This is a genomic window from Winogradskyella sp. (genome assembly GCF_045105575.1).
In the GTDB taxonomy this organism is placed as follows: domain Bacteria; phylum Bacteroidota; class Bacteroidia; order Flavobacteriales; family Flavobacteriaceae; genus Winogradskyella.
Window position 1 is genome coordinate 1 of the sequence record NZ_JBGCDQ010000024.1, and the last position, 21,327, is coordinate 21,327.

Sequence of the window (21,327 nt, forward strand, 5' to 3'; positions counted from 1 at the left end):
AAGGGATGGCTATTAATAAGGTTGTAAATGTAAATACAGACCCTAGAAATGGGTTCATTCCTGATATAAACATATGGTGACCCCAAACTATAGTTGATAAAAATGCTATTGCTAAAATTGAAGCTATCATTGCACGATATCCAAAAACGGGTTTTCTGGAGTTGGCCGCTAATATCTCAGATACAATTCCCATTGCTGGTAATATAATAATATATACTTCTGGATGACCTAGAAACCAAAATAAGTGCTCAAATAATACTGGAGATCCACCTTGATAGTGCAACACTTCTCCTTGTATAAATATATCCGACAGAAAGAATGATGTTCCAAAACTTCTATCCATTATTAATAACAACGCTGCTGACAATAATACTGGGAATGAAATCACACCAATGATTGCTGTTACAAAGAACGCCCAAATCGTAAGTGGCAATCTTGTCATAGACATCCCTTTTGTACGTAAATTAATCACTGTAACCACATAGTTTAACGACCCTAGTAAGGACGATGCTATAAAAATAGCCATTGAGACTAACCATAAGGTCATCCCTAAACCAGAACCACCTTGAGCCATGGGTAGTGCTGATAGTGGTGGATATATCGTCCAACCTGCTGCTGCAGGACCAAACTCAACAAAAAATGAAGATATCATCACCACACACGATATAAAAAATAACCAATAGGATACCATGTTTAGGAATCCTGAAGCCATATCACGTGCTCCAATTTGTAATGGAATTAAAAGGTTACTAAACGTACCACTAAGACCAGCAGTTAAAACAAAGAATACCATTAATGTTCCATGGATGGTTACTAAGGCCAAATAAATATCAGCATCCATAACACCATCTGGTGCCCATTTTCCTAATAATGCTTCAAAAATTACATTCGGCTTTTCTGGCCAAGCAATTTGCATACGCATCATCAAGGACATTAAAATCCCAATAATACCCATGACCATTACACCTGTAATTAAATACTGTTTAGCAATCATCTTATGATCTTGGCTAAAAATGTATTTGGTTACAAATGTTTCTTTGTGATGATGAACGTCGTGGTCATCATGAACTTCATGACTGTGTGTATCTACAACTCCTGACATAATATTATTTCTTTTTCTTAAACAATTTTTTTCTAATTCAGTGAACTCCCGAAAGTCGCCTGCTCTTTGATCCAAGCATCGTAGTCTTCTTGAGTTTCTACAATAATTTTCATCTGCATATTGTAGTGCGATTTACCACAAATTTTGTTACAAAGTAATAAGTAATCAAATTCATATAATAAATCTTGACCTGCTTCTTCAATTTCTTCTTTTCGTTCTTGCCTTAAAATATTGATGTTTTTTACTTTTTCAACAATATCTGGATTTAGACGCATTTCTGCAGTCGTTACCGTTGGTGTAAACCCAAACTGTGTTACCATACCAGGCACACAATTCATTTGCGCTCTAAAATGCGGCATATACGCAGAGTGCAACACATCTTGAGATCGCATTTTAAATAAAACAGGTCTTCCTACAGGTAAACGTAATTCAGTAACAATAATATCATCTTTTGCATTAGGATCATCCTCTGCTACACCAAGTATATTTGCTTTGTCGATATCTATCAACCTCACGTTTGCTTGACCGAGTACATTATCTTCACCACTATAACGCGCTTTCCAGTTAAATTGCTGAGCGTATAATTCAATTACCATAGGGTCTTCATCTTCATCGATATTCATAATATCGTTCCAAGTGAATAATCCGTAAATAATTAAACCAGCTAATACAATTACAGGTATAACCGTCCAAATAAATTCGAGAGTATTATTATCAGCGTAGAAAAATGCCTTTCTCCCTTTCTCACCTTTGTATTTAAATGCAAAATAATGCAATAGGAATTGAGTAATGGTTTGAACAATGAATATCACAACCATAGAAATAATCATAAGGTTATCTATTCTAGGACCATGCTCTGAAGCTGAATTTGAGGTCAAAGGTAAATCACCTAAATACACAAAACTTATAATAGTAATAGCGTAAATAAATACTAAGAATCCTAACATCAAATATCCATTAACTCTATTGTCATTATCATCTGCAACTTGCGTATTAGACGTGCCAACTTGAGCTAAATCAAAAATCTTTACCATTTGCCATAAGGCAACAGCAACAAAGAGTACAATTATAATCGTTAATAAAGCAGTCATTATCGTTTCTTTTCTAATTTATAATTAATAATGGAAATTTTCACTCTCCTTAATAAATGGGTTTCCTTTTGCTAGTAATGGTGCTTTTCCTAACGCTCTAAAAACAACTAGAATAAAGATACCACCGAACAATAGTATGGATCCAATTTCTGGTATTCCAATAAACCATCGTTCTACTACTGTTGCAGGCATAATCATATTAAACACATCTAAGTAGTGTCCACATAAAATAACCACACCTGCCATAACTACAAACCAAGGAATACGCTTGTAATCACTATTCATTAAAAGTAATAATGGGAATAAAAAATTCATGGCTACCATACCAAAGAATGGCAGATTATATAGTTCTATTCTGGTCACAAAATAGGTCACCTCTTCTGGTATGTTTGAATACCAAATTAACATGAATTGCGAGAACCATAAATACGTCCAGAAAATACTGATACCGAACATGAATTTAGCTAAATCATGAATATGACTGTCATTTACAAATTCTAGCAGCCCTTTCGATTTTAAATAAATAGTAATTAACGCAATTACTGTAATACCACTTACAAACATACTTGCAAAAACATACCATCCAAATAATGTACTGAACCAGTGCGGATCTACACTCATAATCCAATCCCAAGACATCATAGATTCTGTGTAAATATAAAACACTAAGAATGCCGCTGAAATCCTGAAGTTCTTTTTGAAATAACGATTGTCGTTAACATCTGCATTATCCTGAGCTAAAGAAAATTTTCTTGAAAAATAACGATATAATGACCAACCTGCTAAGAATATGACACCACGAATGAAAAACCAAGGCTTGTTTAGCCAGCTTTCTTTATTCTGAATAATAGTATCGTGCGCAACCACATCTGGATCCATCCATATAAAAATATGTTTACCTGCAAAAGCAGCCACTAACAACACAAGGATTCCACCAGGTAAAACGTATGATGTAATACCTTCCATAACTCTGTACAATACTGGAGACCATCCTGCTTGAGCTGCATATTGAATCGCGTAAAACGCTAAAACACCTAATGCAATCATAAAGAAAAAGAACGCAGCTACGTATAAAGCCGCATATGGTCTATTATGTATTTGATGAAGGGCATGCTCCTCATGACTCATTTCATGGTCATCCACATGCGCAGCACCATGGGCTTCATCGGCATGTTCACCATCAGCATGAGCACCATCAGCATGAGCACCGTAAGATGCAGCATCTTCCGAATGTTCATCAGAATGAGCGTCGCCTTCGTGATGTTCGCTAGCAAGTATTTCCGTAATATTATCTTCAGTTACTTGATACGCGCTCCAAAAACCGTAACCAACACCTAAAAGTCCTAAGACTATTAAGATGATAGCACCCATTTTTAATCGATTTGAAATTTTATATTCCATTATATAATCTTTATCTAAATCTTATTTTTCTAAATCTGCTTTCAACTTCTCAACATAAGCAACTACTTGCCAACGCTCCTGCTCATTCAATTGATTGGCATATGAACCCATCGTATTTTTACCGTAATAAATCACGTGATAAATACTTCCTGTAGTGATTGCTCTGCCTACATCAGCATAACTAGGTACACCTAAAATTTTCTCGCGTTTTACTAACTTACCTTGCCCAGCACCTTTTGTCCCATGGCAAATACCGCAATACACATCGTATAAAATTTTACCTTCATTATAGTCAACTTGCATAGCATCTAAAGGACTTTTTAAACTTGCCTTTGCTAATGCGTAACCATCGTTGGTATCCTCAATTTCATAAGGCATAAAATCACCTCTTGGAATTGTTCCTTCTGCCGGAAGCTGCGCCTCAATACCGTTATCAAATGCGTCTGACTCTTGGTACGCTTCGTAACCAATTGATTCATACATATTCGGGAAATATTGAAAGTTTGGTCTTGAGTTATCCTGACAAGACACAATACTAACTAATACCGCTATAACTAAGCTATCTCTTAATGACGTCTTCATATTAATGTGCATCTTCATGTTTATCAACAATATTAATCTCAACAGCACCTGTATCTTTCAAAAGCTTTGTTAAAGATTCTTCATTATTATTCACAGCAATCTCCATTAAAAAATGGTCATCTGTTGTTCTTGGATCTGGATTCTCCGCCTCTTTAAATGGCCACATTCTACTTCTTAAATAAAATGTAATTACCATTAAATGCGCTGCAAAAAATACCGTAAGTTCAAACATAATTGGCACAAACGCGGGCATATTTTCTAAATAACTAAAACTTGGCTTTCCTCCTATATCTTGAGGCCAATCTTCAATCATTATATAGTTCATCATCACAGTTGCTACTGTTATACCGACACAACCATATAAAAAAGCTGTTATTGCTAAACGCGTTGGAGCTAATCCCATTACCTTGTCTAGTCCATGAACCGGAAAAGGAGTATATATTTCCTCAATGTGATGTTTTTCAGCCTTCACCTTTTTAACGGCAGACAACAATACATCATCATCAGTATAAATAGCATGAATTACTTTTGAAGCTTCCATAGACTATATTAGTTGTTTAATAAATTTTTAGCTTGTCCTGACCAATCATCGCGCTCAGCTCTTCCTGGGAAAGAACCTGTAATTGAATCTAACAAGTCATATTCTTTTTTCGTCATCTTACTTACCTGAAGGAATGTATAAATACCAATACTATTTAAAACTTCCTCCATTTTAGGACCAATACCATTAACTTGCTTTAAATCATCGGCTGTACCAGCTTCTGCATCAAAAGCACCAATAGATCCTAAAAGATCATTGACTTTCGTTGAATTATCTACTGTAATTGTTTCAGACTTCGTCTCTACAACGTCATTCACAATGGTATTAGACGTTCTAGCATCCGATCCTGTACCAGATAAACTTTCACCACTTTCTCTAATGCGCTTGTAACGTTCACCAGATGACTTTAAAATTGTTTTCACCTCTGCTTGTGCTATTACTGGGAATGTACGTGAGTACAATAAAAATAGTACGAAGAAGAAGCCTATAGTTCCTATAAAAATTCCGATATCTACAAATGTTGGTGAGAACATAGACCATGATGATGGTAAATAATCTCTGTGTAATGAGGTTACGATAATTACAAAACGCTCAAACCACATTCCGATATTTACTACAATAGAGATAAAGAATGAGAACATAATACTCGTTCTTAATTTCTTGAACCACATAAACTGCGGAGAGAATACATTACAAGACATCATTGCCCAATACGCCCACCAGTAAGGACCAGTAGCTCTGTTTAAAAAGGCAAATTGTTCGTACTCTACACCCGAATACCACGCAATAAATAACTCCGTGATATAAGCCACACCTACAATAGAACCTGTAAGCATGATTACAATATTCATCAATTCAATATGCTGAACCGTAATATAATCTTCAAGACTACATACTTTCCTCATTATGATAAGCAGCGTATTTACCATGGCAAAACCTGAGAAAATTGCACCTGCCACGAAATAAGGTGGGAAAATTGTTGTGTGCCAACCTGGAATTACCGACGTCGCAAAATCAAAAGATACAATCGTATGTACTGAAAGTACTAAAGGTGTTGCTAAACCAGCAAGTACCAATGATACTTCTTCAAAACGCTGCCAATCTTTTGCTCTACCCGACCAACCAAAACTTACTAAAGCGTAAATTTTCTTTTGGAATGGACGCACAGCTCTGTCTCTCAACATCGCAAAATCTGGTAATAAACCTGTCCACCAGAATACCAATGACACAGATAAATACGTTGAAATTGCAAATACATCCCAAAGCAATGGCGAATTAAAGTTTACCCATAACGAACCAAATTGATTCGGAATTGGTAATACCCAATAGGCCAACCATGGACGACCCATGTGAATAATTGGAAATAAACCTGCTTGCACTACTGAGAAGATGGTCATAGCTTCCGCTGAACGGTTAATTGCCATTCTCCATTTTTTTTTTTTTTTTAATAGTACTGCAGAAATTAATGTTCCTGCATGACCAATACCAACCCACCAAACAAAGTTAGTGATATCCCAAGCCCAGTTTACAGTCTTATTCAGACCCCAAACTCCAATACCTGTAGATACTGTGTAAATAATACAACCTATTCCCCAAAGGAATGCGACTAAAGCGATACTGAATACAATCCACCATGCTCTGTTGGCTTTGCCTTCCACTGGTCGGGCTACGTCAACTGTAACATCGTGATACGATTTTTCTCCAGTTACTAAAGGTCTTCTAATAGGTGCTTCGTAATGAGACGCCATAATTATATACTTGTTTCTTTAATTTAATTTATGCTTTCGATGTATTTCTCACCTTTGTATGATAGATTACATTAGGCTTTGTGCCTACATATTCTAACATATGGTACATCCTATCATCTGCTTTTAGAGCCGCTATTTTACTCTCCTTATCATTAATATCACCGAACATCATTGCGCCATTTCCGCAGGCTGCTGAACATGCGGTTTGGAATTCACCATCTTCAACTACACGTCCTTCACGTTTTGCATCAAGAATTGTTTTTTGTGTTTTCTGAATACACATAGAACATTTTTCCATCACACCACGAGAACGTACAGTAACATCTGGATTTAATACCATACGACCTAAATCGTCATTCATGTAATAATCGAATTCATCATTCTTATTATATAAGAACCAATTAAAACGACGTACTTTATAAGGACAGTTGTTAGCACAATATCTTGTACCTACACAACGGTTATAAGCCATATGATTTTGACCTTGACGACTGTGTACTGTAGCTGCTACAGGACAAACTGTTTCACAAGGTGCATGATTACAATGCTGACACATTACAGGCTGAAATACGACCTGTGGATTATCAGCAGGTGCTTCCATCTCGCCAAATTCACTCAATGAACTTCCAAGACCAGAAATATTCTCTTTCTTTTCAATATCATTTGTAAAAGTATCTTCTGAAGAGTAGTATCTATCAATACGCAACCAGTGCATATCTCTACTACGTCTCATCTCTGTTTTACCAACAACTGGTACGTTGTTTTCTGCATGACATGCAATAACACATGCGCCACAACCTGTACAAGCGTTTAGATCTATCGATAAATTAAAGTGATGACCAATTGAACGGTCAAACGAATCCCATAAATCAACATCTGGAGATGTTACTGGAGTTTCTATATGATTCAAAGAGACCTCAGGAACTTTATTCCAAACGCTCTTATCTTTTGTATTAAAAATCTCTAAAGTCGTTTCTTTAATAATATCACCACGACCCATTAAGGTATTATGCAACTGCACACAAGCAAATTCATGCTCACCAGCAGCCTCACTAATCGTTACATTTTGTACTGATTTGAAATTCTGGTATAAAGCATAGGCATTAACACCAGTTTTCATTTCATCTTTTAAAGCATTAGATGTTCTACCATAACCAAACGCCATACCAACAGAACCTTTTGCTTGACCTGGCTGAATAATCACAGGAACTGTAATTGGCTCTGAGCCATTCACAGATACTTTAGCATAATTACCGTTTAGACCACCATTAGCTACATTCCAATTCTTTAGGTTTAAGTTATTGGCATCCGCCTGAGAAACTGTCAAATAATTATCCCAAGTTGTTCGCGTAATAGGATCTGGAAATTCTTGCAACCATGGGTTATTGGCTTGTTGTCCATCACCCATACCTATTTTAGTATAAAATGATAACTCAAGACCATCCGTTACGGTTGTTTTGGCCAAAGCTCTCGCTGCAGAACCACCTGATAAGGCTGAAACCATACCAGCACCACTACCATCAGCAACCTTTGTCGTTGTTGTTGTAGACGTCGTTTGGTATTCGTCCTGATCTTCTTTTTTTAATTTAGCACCTACAGCAACATCATGAATGATACCACCTAAAAGTGTTCTTTCTTTTTTATCTTTTAATTCTGTAGTTGTAACTGTATTTGAATCGTAACCATTAGAAAAACCTTCTAACCATTGTTTCTTTACAAAAACACCATCTTGAACCGCCTTATTAAAGGACGCTCCGTCTAAAACACTTGTTGTCCAAACGGACTTCAAATAATCTCTGTAAGAACCCGAAGTTTCAGTCCAAGCCATTAAAACTTCTTGAAACTGCTTTGTATCAAACAACGGACGAATTGTAGGCTGCATCATTGAATAATGACCAGTCTTAAATTCGAAATCACCCCAAGATTCTAAATTATGTGGTGCAGCTGCTATATACTGACACTTTGTTGACGTTTCATCTTGTTTCATTGAAAAAGCCACAGATAAATCTACTTTACCTAAACCTTCTTCAAAATCTGAAGCATTCGGCAATGTATACATTGGATTCACACCATTCATAAGAAGTGCTCCAACTTTACCGGCTTTCATATCAGCAAGTAATTGTGCTACTGCTTTCGCATCACCTTGTCTTGTTTTAATCGTTGTCTTAGGATCAAAAGCTCTACTGTTTAAATAGGTATTGATTTCTAAAACCACGGTTTGTGCATTCACATCTTGAATACCAGAAACCACAACACCATTTCGTCCTGCTTTCTTCAATTCAGATGCTGCTGCTTTCACTGCTGAATTTAAACCTTCTGGAAGTTTTACACCACCAGCAGAGTTACCCGTAACTTCACTATATAATTGTGCTAAAGCTAATTTTTGTTGACTAGGTGTTAATGGCACACGCTTATCAGCATTGGCTCCGGCTAACGACATATTAGATTCAAACTGAATATGTCTTGACATTTTACCATTTTCAGGAATACGCTTTTTAGCATAACCAGAATCGAAACCTCCACCTTGCCAATCTCCTAAGAAATCAGCTCCGATAGAAACAATCGTCATAGCTTTAGAAAAATCGTAATTAGCCATTCCTCTAACACCGTACTTTGCTTCGTAGGCGTCTAAGGTTTCCGTTTCTGACACTGCATCATAAACAACATGACGTACATTACCATATTTAGAAGCAAATTCTGAAATTAATTTATTAGTAGATGGACTTGGCATTGACTGCGTTAATAACACAATTGATTTACCATTAAGTCCATTCAATTTTGAGGTTGTTTCAGACATAAATGTATCCCATGAAATTGACGTTTCGCCTTTCATTGGAGACTTCACTCTTAAACTATCATACAATCCTAAAACCGAAGCATTAACTCTAGCGTTTGCAACACCATTAGTACCTGCATCTGTATTATTCTCTATTTTGATAGGACGACCTTCTCTTGTCTTTACAAGAACGCTAGCAAAATCAAAACCATTTGCAATAGTCGTGGCATAATAATTTGCAACACCAGGAATAATTTCCGTCGGCTGAACCACATAAGGTATAGACTTAATCACTGGCCCTTCACATGCCGCCAACGAAGCAGCTGCTGTACTAAAACCAACGTACTTTAAGAAATCACGACGCGATGTAGACGACGACTCTAAAGTCTCTTTATCTCCCAAAAATTCATCTGTAGGAATTGGTTCCACAAACTCATTTTGTTGTAGCGCCTCAACAATAGAGCTATTTTCGTTTAGCTCTTCAACACTTTTCCAGTATTTCTTGTTTGATGACATAGTGTTTATTTATAATTTTTAATTTCAGATTTACGATTGGTAATTCTACCGCAATTCGTCTATTGTAATTCTTTAAATTTATTCAATTTTTAGTAATGACACTTACCACATTCTAAACCACCCATTTGCGCAGCAGTCAATTGCTCGACACCATACTTTTTAGATAGCTCTTCGTGAATTTTAGTGTAATAGTCATTATCCTTCACTTTTACGTTGGTCTCTCTGTGACAATTGATACACCAGCCCATTGTTAATGGAGAATGCTGATACATAATTTCCATCTCTTCAACAGGACCGTGACATGTTTGGCACTCAATACCACCTACAGCAACGTGTTGCGAGTGATTAAAATATGCAAAATCAGGCAAATTATGAATACGTATCCACTTCACAGGACTCGTGTTACCTGTGTATTTCTGTTCTTCATCATCCCAACCAACAGCTTTGTATAACCTTTGGATTTCTGCATTATAATCTACACCATATTCATTGATACCTTCTTGCTGTGTTTCATCTGCAACGGCACCAATTGCTTTATGACAATTCATACAAATATTTAAAGATGGGATACCTGAATGCTTACTTACTCTTGCTGATGAGTGACAATACTTACAATCAATACCATTGTCACCTGCGTGAATTCTATGTGAATAGTGTATAGGCTGAACTGGCTCGTAACCTTGATCCATACCTACCTGCATAAAGTAACCATATACAAAATACGCACTAGACAATAAAAATATCACTACGGTTACCAAGACTAAAAATTGATTTTGAATAAAGGCTTTCCATATTGGAGTTCTTTTTTCTTCAGCAACAACAGCAACACCCTTGGCATCTGCAAAACGATCTAACGTGCGCTTTACTAAAACTAAAGCCATCGCTAACAATCCGAATAACAAACCTAAGGCACCTAAAATGATATCATTTGAAATACCACTCTGCTCACCAGAACCTCCTCCACCTTCAATAACGTCCACTACAACTGGCGGTGGCGGTGGCGCAGCAGTATAAGCCAAAATATCAGAAATATTTTGATCTGTTAACTGCGGAAACGCATTCATTGCAGCTCCGTTATATTCGTTGTAAATTTTGTTGGCGTATGCGTCACCAGATTTTATCAATCCAGCACTATTACGAATCCATTTGTTAAGCCACTCTCTGTCTAAACCTTCAGCTTCAGCTAGTCTTGTTTCAACATTACGCAATGCTGGCCCAGTCATTTTCTTATCTAATTTATGACATGCTGCACAATTAGCGTTAAAAAGTGATTTTCCATTAATTGGATCACCCTCTTGAGCCACTAGCGAAGTTGAAAACGCAAGTAATAGAACTAAACAAAAACGGAACGTTTTTGTGGTTAAACTACAGTAAATCACCTGTTTCATATAATAAGTTGAATTATCTTCTAAACTTTGGTACGGTTTTTTCATTAAAACCATAAAAAAGTCGTTGTAAAAACTCTGGCAAAAATAAGATATAAAGTCGATTTTAGAAATCTTAGCTAAGCCTTAATATATAATTTATACCAATTCTAAATAAACTTTTTTACCTGATTATATGGGAATATTCGTTCCTTTTTTTGTATCTCATTAAATGAAAATATCGCCTAATTAATCAAGACACTAAAATTTATGTAACATCGTTTATCTGAATATAATACCTTTGTTAAAAAAATAATCTTATGCTCACACAATATAAATATCTACTTCTCTTTAAATATCTACTTCTCTTTGTTTTAAGCTTTGTTTTAACAACCACCATGGAAGCGCAACAAGGAACAGTTAATGTCAATCAGGATAGTGATATTGACAAGTTGATTGAATATAAAAAAGACATTAAAACTTCGAAAATTTATAGAATTCAGGTGTATCAGAGTGTCGATCCTGATAAAGCACAACGCGAAAAATCTAACTTCTTAAATTCTTATAGTGAATGGCCAGTTGAAATTATCTGGAACACACCAAATTATAAAGTTTGGGTCGGTAATTTTGCGACGCGATTAGAAGCAGATCGTGCTTGGGCGAAGATTAAAAAGAAGTATATGAATGCTATTATTTTTCAACCTAAGACCGACAATAATTAGGCGTTATTCTGTCTCATACCAGACTTTAGAAAAGCACCAAGTATTCTATATCGATGCATTTCGCTCGTTATACTTTTCAGGAAAAATACAAGCACTGTAAAAATTACAGTGATCTCATAAAAAAAACCGACATGATTTGACTACGCTTAGTAGCCAAATTGTCGGTTTTTCTATTTATAAAATGTATGAAATTCGTTATTTCAACTTTTTCTTCACTTCTACCTCTTGGAAAGCTTCTATAACATCGCCAATAACAATGTCATTGTAGTTTTTAATTTGCATACCACAGTCGTAACCTTTAGCCACTTCTCTCACATCATCCTTAAATCGTTTTAAGGCATCTAATGAACCTGTATGTACAACGACTCCGTCTCTAATGATTCTAATATTAGAATTCCTAAAGATTTTACCGTTCATTACCATACAACCTGCAATATTACCTACTTTAGAGACTTTAAATATTTCTCTAATTTCGGCAGTACCTGTAACTTCTTCTTTCACCTCTGGAGATAACATACCTTCCATAGCATCCTTAAGATCGTTAATGGCTGCATAAATAATAGAATAGGTTCTGATATCGATTTCTTCTTTATCAGCGATCATTCTAGCATTTCCGACAGGACGTACATTAAATCCAACAATAATAGCATCAGAGGCGGTTGCTAACAATACATCACTTTCTGTAATGGCACCAACACCTTTGTGTATGATATTCACTTGAATTTCTTCAGTAGATAATTTCTGGAAGGAATCGGTTAAAGCTTCAACAGATCCATCCACATCACCTTTAAGAATAATATTCAACTCTTGGAAATCACCAAGTGCAATACGTCGTCCGATTTCATCTAAAGTGATATGACGTTGTGTTCTAACAGACTGCTCACGTTGTAATTGTGTACGTTTGGTTGCAATTTGTTTCGCTTCACGTTCATCAGCAAAGACATTAAATTTATCACCTGCCTGTGGTGCTCCATCTAAACCAAGAATAGATACTGGTGTCGCAGGACCTGCTTCATTCACATCTTGTCCTCGCTCATCTTGCATAGCCTTTACTTTACCACTATTTTTTCCTGCTAAAACATAGTCACCCACTTTTAAGGTACCAGCCTGTACTAAAATTGTTGATACATAGCCTCGACCTTTGTCTAAGTATGCTTCTACAACAGTTCCACTAGCTGCTTTATTTGGATTGGCTTTTAGCTCTAACAATTCAGCTTCAAGTAAAACTTTTTCGAGTAATTCTTTTACGCCTGTTCCCATTTTAGCAGAGATATCATGAGATTGAATTTTTCCACCCCAATCTTCTACTAAAAGGTTCATTTGTGCTAAGCCTTCTTTTACTTTTTCAGGATTTGCATCTGGCTTATCAATTTTATTTATTGCAAAAACGATTGGTACACCAGCCGCTTGTGCATGAGAAATGGCTTCTTTTGTTTGAGGCATTATGGCATCATCCGCTGCTACAACAATAATAGCAATATCAGTAACCTGAGCACCACGTGCACGCATCGCTGTAAAGGCTTCGTGACCAGGTGTATCTAAGAAGGCGATTTTCTGCCCACTTTCTAACTCTACACCATAAGCACCAATGTGCTGTGTAATTCCACCAGATTCACCAGCAATTACATTTTCTTCACGTATGTAATCTAAAAGCGATGTTTTACCATGATCAACGTGACCCATCACTGTAACAATAGGTGCACGAGGTTTTAAATCTTTAGGATCGTCGATAACATCTTCAATAGACTCTTCGATATCTGCAGTGATAAACTCTACATCGTAACCAAATTCTTCAGCAACAATAGTTAACGTTTCTGCATCTAATCTCTGGTTCATAGTTACCATCATACCAAGCGACATACATGCTGAAATAACTTGCGTTACACCAACTTCCATCATCGTTGCGATTTCACTAACCGTTACAAACTCAGTAACTTTTACAATCTTACTTTCTGCTGCAGCAATTTCTTGATCAATTTCGGTTTGCTCTCTGTGCTTATCTCTTTTATCTCTTCTATTTTTTGCACCTCTACCTTTATTAGATTTACCTTGTAATTTCTCAAGGGTCTCTCTAATTTGTTTTTTAACATCTTCTTCTGTAGGCTCTTCCTTAACCACTTTAGGTCTTGCAGCACCTGGTCGTCCTCTTGCTGGACCTCTTCTGCTATCACCTGGTTTAGAATCGTTTCCACCTTTGCTAATACGACGTCTTTTACGCTTATTAGCGTCTCCTCCATTTGCAGGTTTAACTTCTCTTTTCTTTTTCGGTTTATTGAATTGTGAAAGATCTATCTTTTTACCAGTTGTAGTTGGGCCTGAAAGTTTTTTATATTGTGTTTTTAAAGTTTCTTCTACTGGCTCATCTGACGTTTCAGCAGTTTCTTCATTTTTAGTCTCTTCTTCAACTTTAACCTCAGGAGCTTTTTCAACTTTTTCAGCCTTTTCAACCTCTACAACTTTAGCCTTTTTTTCAGGTTTGTCAGTGGTTTCGGCTTTTTTAGCTACGGCTTTAGGCTTTTCTACTTTTTCCTCTGGCTTTTCCGCTTTAGGAGTTGCCTTCACTTCGGGAGCTTTAGGAGCTTCCTCTTTTTCAGCATTCGGTTTTTTATCTAAGTCAATTTTACCAATCTGTTTTGGACCGCTTAACTCAGCTTTAGCCTTAACAACAGCCTCTCTTTCGGCTTTTTGCTTTTGCTTTTCTTCAATTTCGCGTTCTCTTTGTTCGCGAAGCTCTTCTTTTTCCTTAAGTTTTGCTTCACTTACTTCTTGAGCTTTTTCACGCTTCGATGCATCCGTCTGAAATTCATCAGAAAGCGTGTTGTAAACCTCTTGCGAAATTTTAGTATTAGGGTTCTTCTCAATTTCAACGCCTTTGGATTCTAAAAAATCCACAGCACGATCTATCGAGATGTTTAATTCCCTTAATACTTTATTTAATCTTGTCATTTGAGCCATAAACTGCCTGTAAAATACTTAAATATATGTTATACCGATTTAACTTCAAAATGAAATATAAAATTCACTTAAAATTTAACCGCTACTTAATCTTCAAATTCTTCTTTTAGAATTCTGATAACGTCTAAAATCGTTTCTTCTTCTAAATCTGTACGCTTCACTAAATCGTTAACGTCTTGTTCCAAAATACTCTTTGCTGTGTCTAAACCAGCTTTACTAAATTCTGAAATTACCCAAGATTCAATCTCATCTGAGAATTCCTTCAATTCTACATCTTCTTCTGCACCTTCTCTAAATACATCAATCTCATAACCAGTAAGTTGACCAGCCAAACGAATGTTGTGACCACCTCTACCGATCGCTTTAGATACTTCTTCTGGTTTTAATAACACCTCAGCACGCATGTTTTCTTCGTCTAATTTTAAAGACGTTACTCTTGCCGGACTTAAAGCTCTGGTTACAAAAAGTTGTACATTGTTTGTGTAATTGATGACATCAATATTTTCATTCCCTAACTCACGTACAATACCATGAATTCTTGAACCTTTCATACCAACACAAGCTCCAACAGGATCAATTCTATCATCATAAGAATCTACTGCTACTTTTGCTTTTTCACCTGGAATACGCACTACTTTTTTAACGGTAATTAAACCATCGAAAACTTCTGGAATTTCCTGCTCAAATAATTTCTCTAAAAACATTGGTGATGTTCTAGACATTACAATGGCTGGCTTGCTTCCTTTTAATTCTACACTTTCAATAATACCTCTTACGTTTTCTCCTTTTCTGAAGAAATCTGAAGGAATTTGCTTATCCTTTGGAAGTATAATTTCATTGCCATCGTCATCTAACAAAATTATTGCTCTGTGACGAATGTGATGCACTTCTGCAGTATAAATTTCACCTTCAAGCTCTTTAAAGTGCTTATAGATATTTGTATTATCGTGCTCGTGAATCTTAGAGATTAAGTTTTGTCTTAATGCTAAAATAGAACGTCTTCCCAAATCGATTAACTTTACTTCTTCTGCAACGTCTTCACCAACTTCAAAATCTGGTTCTATTTTTTGAGCTTCAGAGAGTTCAATTTCTTGATTTGGTTCTTCCACCTCACCATCTGCAACAACGATACGGTTTCTCCAAATTTCTAAATCCCCTTTATCTGGGTTGATAATAATATCAAAGTTATCGTCATCACCATACTTCTTCTTCAATGCATTACGTAATACATCTTCAAGAATCGCCATTAGCGTAACTCTATCTATTAGTTTGTCGTCCTTAAATTCTGAAAATGATTCAATTAACGCTACATTTTCCATAATTGATTATGAATTAAAATTTTATTTTAACTTTTGCTTCTTTTATATTGTCGAATGCAACCGTTGCTGTTTTTGCTACGGTTACTTTTCCTTTGCCTACTGGTTTTGGTTCTCTTGCTTTCCAACTTAAAACGATATCTGCGTCATTAACTTGGGAAAGTTCACCTTCAAAATCTTGACTATCTAAAGTTTTGATTTCTAAATTTCTACCAACATGTTTTTTGTATTGTCTTGGCAATATTAATGGTGTTGTTGCTCCAGATGATAATACCTCGAGAGAAAAATCATGTTCGTCTCTATCTATATGATGCTCAATTGCTCTACTAATAAACATGCAATCTTCTACTAAAACGCCATTGTCGCCATCTATTACAATCTTAACAGCATTGTCTCCAGATAGTGTAAAATCTATTAAGAACAGATCTTGTCTTTCTTCTAACGCCCCTTGCAATAAGTCTTCTACTATTTTTTTAAACATTATTTGATATAAAAAGAGAGGACTTTTCGTCCTCTCGCTCATTTATTTTTAGTAAACAACGATGCAAATATACGTTATTTATATTAATTTATCCAAGCTTCATAATGTGGAATAATTTTCTTAGCTTTATTGAACTAACTTAAATCAATACAAATGAATAAAATACTGGTACCTACTGATTTTTCAGAACAAGCAGAAAACGCCTTAAAGGTTGCTGCTATGATTGCCAAAAAACACGGAGCAGAAATCTACTTACTACATATGATGGAAATTCCGATGCAACAAACCGACCAAGGCTCTGCTGAGAGTGATATTCCTGAAACATTATTTTTTATGAAATTGGCGCAAAAAAGATTTGAAAATCTTATGGCCCAAGAGTATTTAGAAGGTATAACAGTACATGAAACCGTAAAAGCAGATATTACCTTCAATGAAATTAAAGATTCTTGTAAAGAGTTTAATATTGATTTAATTGTTATGGGTTCTCATGGTGCTAACGGTATTATGGAAATGTTTGTTGGTTCTAATGCTGAAAAAGTAGTACGTACTTCTGAAGTCCCAGTATTAGTAATTAAAAACGAACATGAAAGCTTTAGTGTTTCGGATTTTGTATTTGCTTCTGATTTTAAAAATGACAATAAAGAAACGTATAAACAAGCGGTGAAATTTGCAGAATCATTTGGTTCTAAAATACATTTACTCTTAGTTATTACATCTAGTAATTTTATGACGTCTTACGAGGCAAAGTCGAGAATTGATGACTTTATTTCAGGACAAACTTTTCAAAATTACACCATTACCATACACAATGATGTGAGTGTAGAACAAGGTATTCTAAATGTTTCTAAAGACATAGACGCTGACCTTATAGGTATCAGTACACATGGCAGACAAGGGATTGCACATTTCTTTAATGGTAGTATTAGTGAAGATTTGGTAAACCATGCGAAACGTCCTGTAATTACTTTTAAGATATAAAAGAGAGAGACTAGAGATTAGACCGCTTTGCTTTTAGAAAATAGACCTGTGCCCATTTGGGCTATTGTGGTTGTTTAAAAATAAAAAAATCCTAACTCATTACTGAATTAGGATTTAAATTTTGGTTGGCCTACTAGGTTTCGAACCTAGACTCTTCTGTACCAAAAACAGATGTGTTAGCCAGTTACACCATAGGCCAATCTCTCAAATTGAGGGTGCAAATTTAATACAAACTTTCACTTTGACAAAAAAAAAGGGCAAAATAATTCAAAATACTTAACGTTAACTTAAAAACGTAGGGATTACTATAATAATTAGTAAATTCGCCAGCATTAATTAGCATCATTTTCATGACAGATTTTAACTTTAAAAAGTGGAACAACATCTTAGGATGGTTAGTTTTTACTGTAGCAGTAATCGTATATGGTCTTACTATTGAACCAACCGTAAGCTTTTGGGATGCTGGAGAATATATTTTAACGTCTTCAAAGTTACAAGTAGGCCATCCGCCAGGAGCACCATTATTTCAGATGTTTGGAGCATTTTTCTCCATGTTTGCCTTAGAGCCGTCTCAGATTGGAGCCATAATGAATATGATGAGTGGTGTTGCAAGTGCATTTACCATTCTTTTTATGTTTTGGACCATTAGTATTTTATTGGTGAAATTGACAAAATATAATGACGACAAAAGCACTGGCAAAGCCTATGCCATTTTAGGGAGTGCTTTAGTAGGTAGTTTAGCATTTACATTCACGGATTCTTTTTGGTTTAATGCTGTAGAAACTGAGGTGTATGCCATGGCCACCTTGATTATGTCCGTTTTATTTTATTTAGGCTTACGTTGGGAACAAGATATGAATCAACCACGAGGTAACCGTTGGCTTATTTTAATTGCTTTTGTTATCGGTCTCTCTTTTGGAGTGCACTTTATGGGATTATTAACCATTCCGGCTATTGGATTGCTCTACTTTTTTAAGAATTACAAAACGATCACAGTCAAGAACTTTATTATTGCTAATATCGCTTCAACTGCTATTTTACTTTTCATATTTAAATTATTATTGCCTTCTACCTTAAAACTCTTTGGCTATTTAGAAGTCTTTTTTGTGAATTCCTTCGGTTTACCATTTAATTCCGGAACCATTATTACAGGATTAATGGTCATTGGCTTGTTTTATTTTGGATTAAACTATACTCGAAAAAAAGAACTGAAACATGTAAATACCTTAGTATTATGTTTAATGTTTATTTTTATTGGCTTTTCTTCTTGGATGATGCTGCCTATTCGTGCAAATGCACAAGTGGTTATTAATGAAAATAATCCTGAGGATGCCAGAGAACTTTTGGCTTATTACAATTTAGAGCAATATCCAGAAACCCATTTATTTTATGGTCCGCAGTTTACAGAAGTTTACTCTGGTGCAGATAAAAACGAACCTTTTGTAGATGATAAAAAGAATTTTGAAAAAGATGAAGAAAAAGGTGAATACGTCATTATAAACGAGTGGGAAAAAAGTAAGCAAAACTATAACCACGAGCATGCGTCTATTTTACCAAGAATGTGGAGTTCAGAACATGCAGAAAATTATATGATGTTTACTGGATTAATTGATTTTAAGGTAGATCCTAACTTACAAAACCGTGCTTATAACGAGGCTATGAATGCTGGTTTATCTGAAGAACAGGCCAGCCAATATGCTTCTGGAGAAAAACGACAATTTGATGAACTTGTATTTGATTTTAAAAGACGTGTGGCTGCTGGTGAGATTGATTACGAAGATTACAATCAGTTTTTAAAACGCTATGGTCAACAATATTTAGTGATTGAAAAGCCGTCCTTTATGGACAACATAATGTACATGTTTCAATATCAGTTTGGCTACATGTATTGGCGTTATTTTATGTGGAATTTTACTGGCAGACAAGATGATATTCAAGGGAGATACACGCATAAAAATGGTAACTGGATTTCTGGGATTAATTTTATCGACGAAGTGCACTTGGGTTTATCACAAGACAATCTGCCTACCGACGTTCTCGATAACAAATCGAGAAACACTTATTATTTTCTGCCGTTACTTTTAGGCTTAGTTGGCTTCTTTTTCTTGATGTATTCTGATTTAAAACGATTTTGGGTCTTGCTCGTCTTCTTCTTACTTACAGGTTTGGCCATTCAATTTTACACCAACGTAAGACCATTTGAACCAAGAGAACGCGATTATTCTGTTGTAGGTTCATTTTATGTATTTGCCATTTTTATTGGATTCGGTGTTTACGCCATTTACGATCTTCTAAAATCTAGCATAAAGACCGCCTTTTTAGCGCCTGCAATTACATTAGCTTGTTTAATTATTGTGCCAGGTGTATTAGCTGCTAATAATTGGGACGATCATGACCGTTCTGGCAAATACACAACTAATGCCATGGCTCGTAAATATTTAGAGTCTTGCGCACCAAATGCCATTTTGTTTACCATTGGAGATAACGATACATTCCCACTTTGGTATTTACAAGAAATTGAAGGAGTGCGAACTGATGTGCGTGTGGTAAACACCAGTTTATTTCAAACCGATTGGTACATCGACCAAATGAAACGGAAGGCTTATGAGAGTGATCCTATTCCGTCTCAATTGACGCATAAGCAATATCGTGGTGGTACAAGAGATGTGATTATTAGAAGAGAAATTACAAAAGACACCATACCTATCAAGGATTTTATGGATTTCATCTCTAGTGAGAAACCGAGTACTAAATTTAGTTTTGTGGTTGAAAAGCAAGGAGAAGATCCTGATCAATATCCGAAACACTTGTTGAATGCTAATTATTTCCCTACACGCCATATTAGTATTCCTGTGAACAAAGATATGGTACTTAAAAAAGGAATTGTAAAACTAAAAGATGCCGATAAAATAGTAGATAACTTATATGCTGAAATTGGTGGCAGCTATCTTTATAAAAACCGTCTTTTAATGCTCGATATTATTGCCAATAATAATTGGGAACGACCTATTTATTTTACTGGTGGTGCTTTTGGAGCCGAAGATTATGTATGGCTAAAAGATTATCTGCAACTCGATGGTATGTGTTATAAACTAGTTCCTATAAAAACACCTGTTGAGCGTGCTAATCCTTACGATATGGGACGTGTTGATCCAGACCTCATGTACGATATGGTGAAAACCTGGGAATGGGGAGGCAGTGGAGAAGATCTCTATTATGATATTGAAACCAGACGAAATGGTATTACGTACAGAGGTAATTTAGCACGACTCATAGAACAACTCATTAATGAAGAGCAACTAGACAAGGCCGAAGAAATTGCAGATATCGCTATGGAGAAGATGCCTGTAGATAAATTTGGTTTTTATTCACTTCTTGAGCCTTATGTTAGCGCGTATTATGAAATAGGAAACGTAGAAAAAGGACGCGCACTTTATAAGGACGTTGCTAAAAAATATCAAGAAAATTTAGTGTATTACAGTGGTTTAGATCTCGAAGATCAAGAGCAAGTCGTCGGCGAAGAGATCTATTTAGATATTCAGCGTTACCGTGCTTTGATTGATATTTTAGTGATTTATAATGATGAGGATTTTGCATTGCAAGAAACCAAAACCTTTAATAGTTATTTAAGTCTTTTTGATGCGCTTATGAATCGTTATAGTGATGATGAATTACCTGAAATGCCAAGTGATGTAGATATTCAGAATGCTATTAAAGATACTATTGAACGTATGGCTCCTGAGAACTAAAATAG

Annotated in this window: 14 protein-coding genes and 1 tRNA gene; 3 read left to right on the forward strand and 12 right to left on the reverse strand. The window is 35.7% G+C overall.

The window, feature by feature from the left end; all coding sequences use genetic code 11:
* From AB8B52_RS05795 to AB8B52_RS05830, 8 genes are all read right to left on the reverse strand, one after another.
* A partial coding sequence (locus tag AB8B52_RS05795; RefSeq protein ID WP_406026127.1) for a cbb3-type cytochrome c oxidase subunit I occupies window positions 1-1,102 on the reverse strand: 1,102 nt, incomplete at its 3' end.
* A 32-nt stretch (window positions 1,103-1,134) separates the two neighbouring features.
* Complete coding sequence (locus AB8B52_RS05800; RefSeq protein WP_406026129.1) at window positions 1,135-2,193, reverse strand: cytochrome c oxidase subunit II; 1,059 nt, start codon at window positions 2,191-2,193, stop codon at window positions 1,135-1,137.
* Window positions 2,194-2,217: 24 nt separating this feature from the next.
* Complete coding sequence (locus AB8B52_RS05805; RefSeq protein WP_406026131.1) at window positions 2,218-3,594, reverse strand: quinol:cytochrome C oxidoreductase; 1,377 nt, start codon at window positions 3,592-3,594, stop codon at window positions 2,218-2,220.
* 21 nt (window positions 3,595-3,615) lie between these two features.
* Entirely contained in the window at window positions 3,616-4,188 is a 573-nt protein-coding gene (locus tag AB8B52_RS05810; RefSeq protein ID WP_406026164.1) for a c-type cytochrome, read from the reverse strand.
* Window positions 4,178-4,717, reverse strand: coding sequence for a DUF3341 domain-containing protein (locus tag AB8B52_RS05815; protein WP_406026132.1), 540 nt, complete (start codon window positions 4,715-4,717; stop codon window positions 4,178-4,180). Before AB8B52_RS05815 ends, AB8B52_RS05810 begins: the two co-directional genes overlap by 11 nt.
* An 8-nt stretch (window positions 4,718-4,725) precedes the next feature.
* The gene (gene nrfD, locus AB8B52_RS05820) at window positions 4,726-6,465 is read right to left on the reverse strand and encodes an NrfD/PsrC family molybdoenzyme membrane anchor subunit (RefSeq protein ID WP_406026134.1); all 1,740 of its coding nucleotides are present in this window, start codon (window positions 6,463-6,465) and stop codon (window positions 4,726-4,728) included.
* A gap of 28 nt (window positions 6,466-6,493) precedes the next feature.
* The gene (locus AB8B52_RS05825) at window positions 6,494-9,757 is read right to left on the reverse strand and encodes a TAT-variant-translocated molybdopterin oxidoreductase (RefSeq protein ID WP_406026136.1); all 3,264 of its coding nucleotides are present in this window, start codon (window positions 9,755-9,757) and stop codon (window positions 6,494-6,496) included.
* Between the two features lie 89 nt (window positions 9,758-9,846).
* Window positions 9,847-11,145 (reverse strand): c-type cytochrome, encoded by a 1,299-nt coding sequence (locus tag AB8B52_RS05830; protein ID WP_406026166.1) that lies wholly within the window; start codon window positions 11,143-11,145, stop codon window positions 9,847-9,849.
* A gap of 296 nt (window positions 11,146-11,441) precedes the next feature.
* Here AB8B52_RS05830 and AB8B52_RS05835 point away from each other — a divergent pair, with 296 nt between their 5' ends.
* On the forward strand, window positions 11,442-11,843 hold the full coding sequence (locus AB8B52_RS05835) for an SPOR domain-containing protein (protein ID WP_406026138.1): 402 nt from the start codon (window positions 11,442-11,444) through the stop codon (window positions 11,841-11,843).
* A 195-nt stretch (window positions 11,844-12,038) separates the two neighbouring features.
* Here the strand turns inward: AB8B52_RS05835 and infB are convergent, their stop codons facing one another.
* The 3 genes from infB to rimP form a co-directional block, all read right to left on the reverse strand.
* Window positions 12,039-14,798, reverse strand: coding sequence for a translation initiation factor IF-2 (infB, locus tag AB8B52_RS05840; protein WP_406026140.1), 2,760 nt, complete (start codon window positions 14,796-14,798; stop codon window positions 12,039-12,041).
* An 86-nt stretch (window positions 14,799-14,884) separates the two neighbouring features.
* Window positions 14,885-16,117, reverse strand: coding sequence for a transcription termination factor NusA (gene nusA, locus AB8B52_RS05845; RefSeq protein WP_406026142.1), 1,233 nt, complete (start codon window positions 16,115-16,117; stop codon window positions 14,885-14,887).
* A gap of 13 nt (window positions 16,118-16,130) precedes the next feature.
* Window positions 16,131-16,595 (reverse strand): ribosome assembly cofactor RimP, encoded by a 465-nt coding sequence (gene rimP, locus AB8B52_RS05850; protein ID WP_406026144.1) that lies wholly within the window; start codon window positions 16,593-16,595, stop codon window positions 16,131-16,133.
* Window positions 16,596-16,748: 153 nt separating this feature from the next.
* On the opposite strand from rimP, the gene AB8B52_RS05855 reads away from it, so the two are divergent.
* Entirely contained in the window at window positions 16,749-17,573 is an 825-nt protein-coding gene (locus AB8B52_RS05855) for a universal stress protein (RefSeq protein ID WP_406026146.1), read from the forward strand.
* A gap of 122 nt (window positions 17,574-17,695) precedes the next feature.
* Here AB8B52_RS05855 and AB8B52_RS05860 read toward each other — a convergent pair.
* Window positions 17,696-17,772: transfer RNA gene (locus tag AB8B52_RS05860), tRNA-Gln, on the reverse strand.
* A 151-nt stretch (window positions 17,773-17,923) separates the two neighbouring features.
* On the opposite strand from AB8B52_RS05860, the gene AB8B52_RS05865 reads away from it, so the two are divergent.
* Complete coding sequence (locus AB8B52_RS05865; protein ID WP_406026148.1) at window positions 17,924-21,322, forward strand: protein O-mannosyl-transferase family; 3,399 nt, start codon at window positions 17,924-17,926, stop codon at window positions 21,320-21,322.
* Window positions 21,323-21,327 lie beyond the last annotated feature (5 nt).

Bases quoted from the DNA above. Each gene is read 5' to 3' on its own strand.
- AB8B52_RS05800 (WP_406026129.1), bottom strand. From the start codon at position 2,193: ATGACTGCTTTATTAACGATTATAATTGTACTCTTTGTTGCTGTTGCC.
- AB8B52_RS05805 (WP_406026131.1), bottom strand. From the start codon at position 3,594: ATGGAATATAAAATTTCAAATCGATTAAAAATGGGTGCTATCATCTTA.
- AB8B52_RS05810 (WP_406026164.1), bottom strand. From the start codon at position 4,188: ATGCACATTAATATGAAGACGTCATTAAGAGATAGCTTAGTTATAGCG.
- AB8B52_RS05815 (WP_406026132.1), bottom strand. From the start codon at position 4,717: ATGGAAGCTTCAAAAGTAATTCATGCTATTTATACTGATGATGATGTA.
- nrfD (WP_406026134.1), bottom strand. From the start codon at position 6,465: ATGGCGTCTCATTACGAAGCACCTATTAGAAGACCTTTAGTAACTGGA.
- AB8B52_RS05825 (WP_406026136.1), bottom strand. From the start codon at position 9,757: ATGTCATCAAACAAGAAATACTGGAAAAGTGTTGAAGAGCTAAACGAA.
- AB8B52_RS05830 (WP_406026166.1), bottom strand. From the start codon at position 11,145: ATGAAACAGGTGATTTACTGTAGTTTAACCACAAAAACGTTCCGTTTT.
- AB8B52_RS05835 (WP_406026138.1), top strand. From the start codon at position 11,442: ATGCTCACACAATATAAATATCTACTTCTCTTTAAATATCTACTTCTC.
- infB (WP_406026140.1), bottom strand. From the start codon at position 14,798: ATGGCTCAAATGACAAGATTAAATAAAGTATTAAGGGAATTAAACATC.
- nusA (WP_406026142.1), bottom strand. From the start codon at position 16,117: ATGGAAAATGTAGCGTTAATTGAATCATTTTCAGAATTTAAGGACGAC.
- rimP (WP_406026144.1), bottom strand. From the start codon at position 16,595: ATGTTTAAAAAAATAGTAGAAGACTTATTGCAAGGGGCGTTAGAAGAA.
- AB8B52_RS05855 (WP_406026146.1), top strand. From the start codon at position 16,749: ATGAATAAAATACTGGTACCTACTGATTTTTCAGAACAAGCAGAAAAC.
- AB8B52_RS05865 (WP_406026148.1), top strand. From the start codon at position 17,924: ATGACAGATTTTAACTTTAAAAAGTGGAACAACATCTTAGGATGGTTA.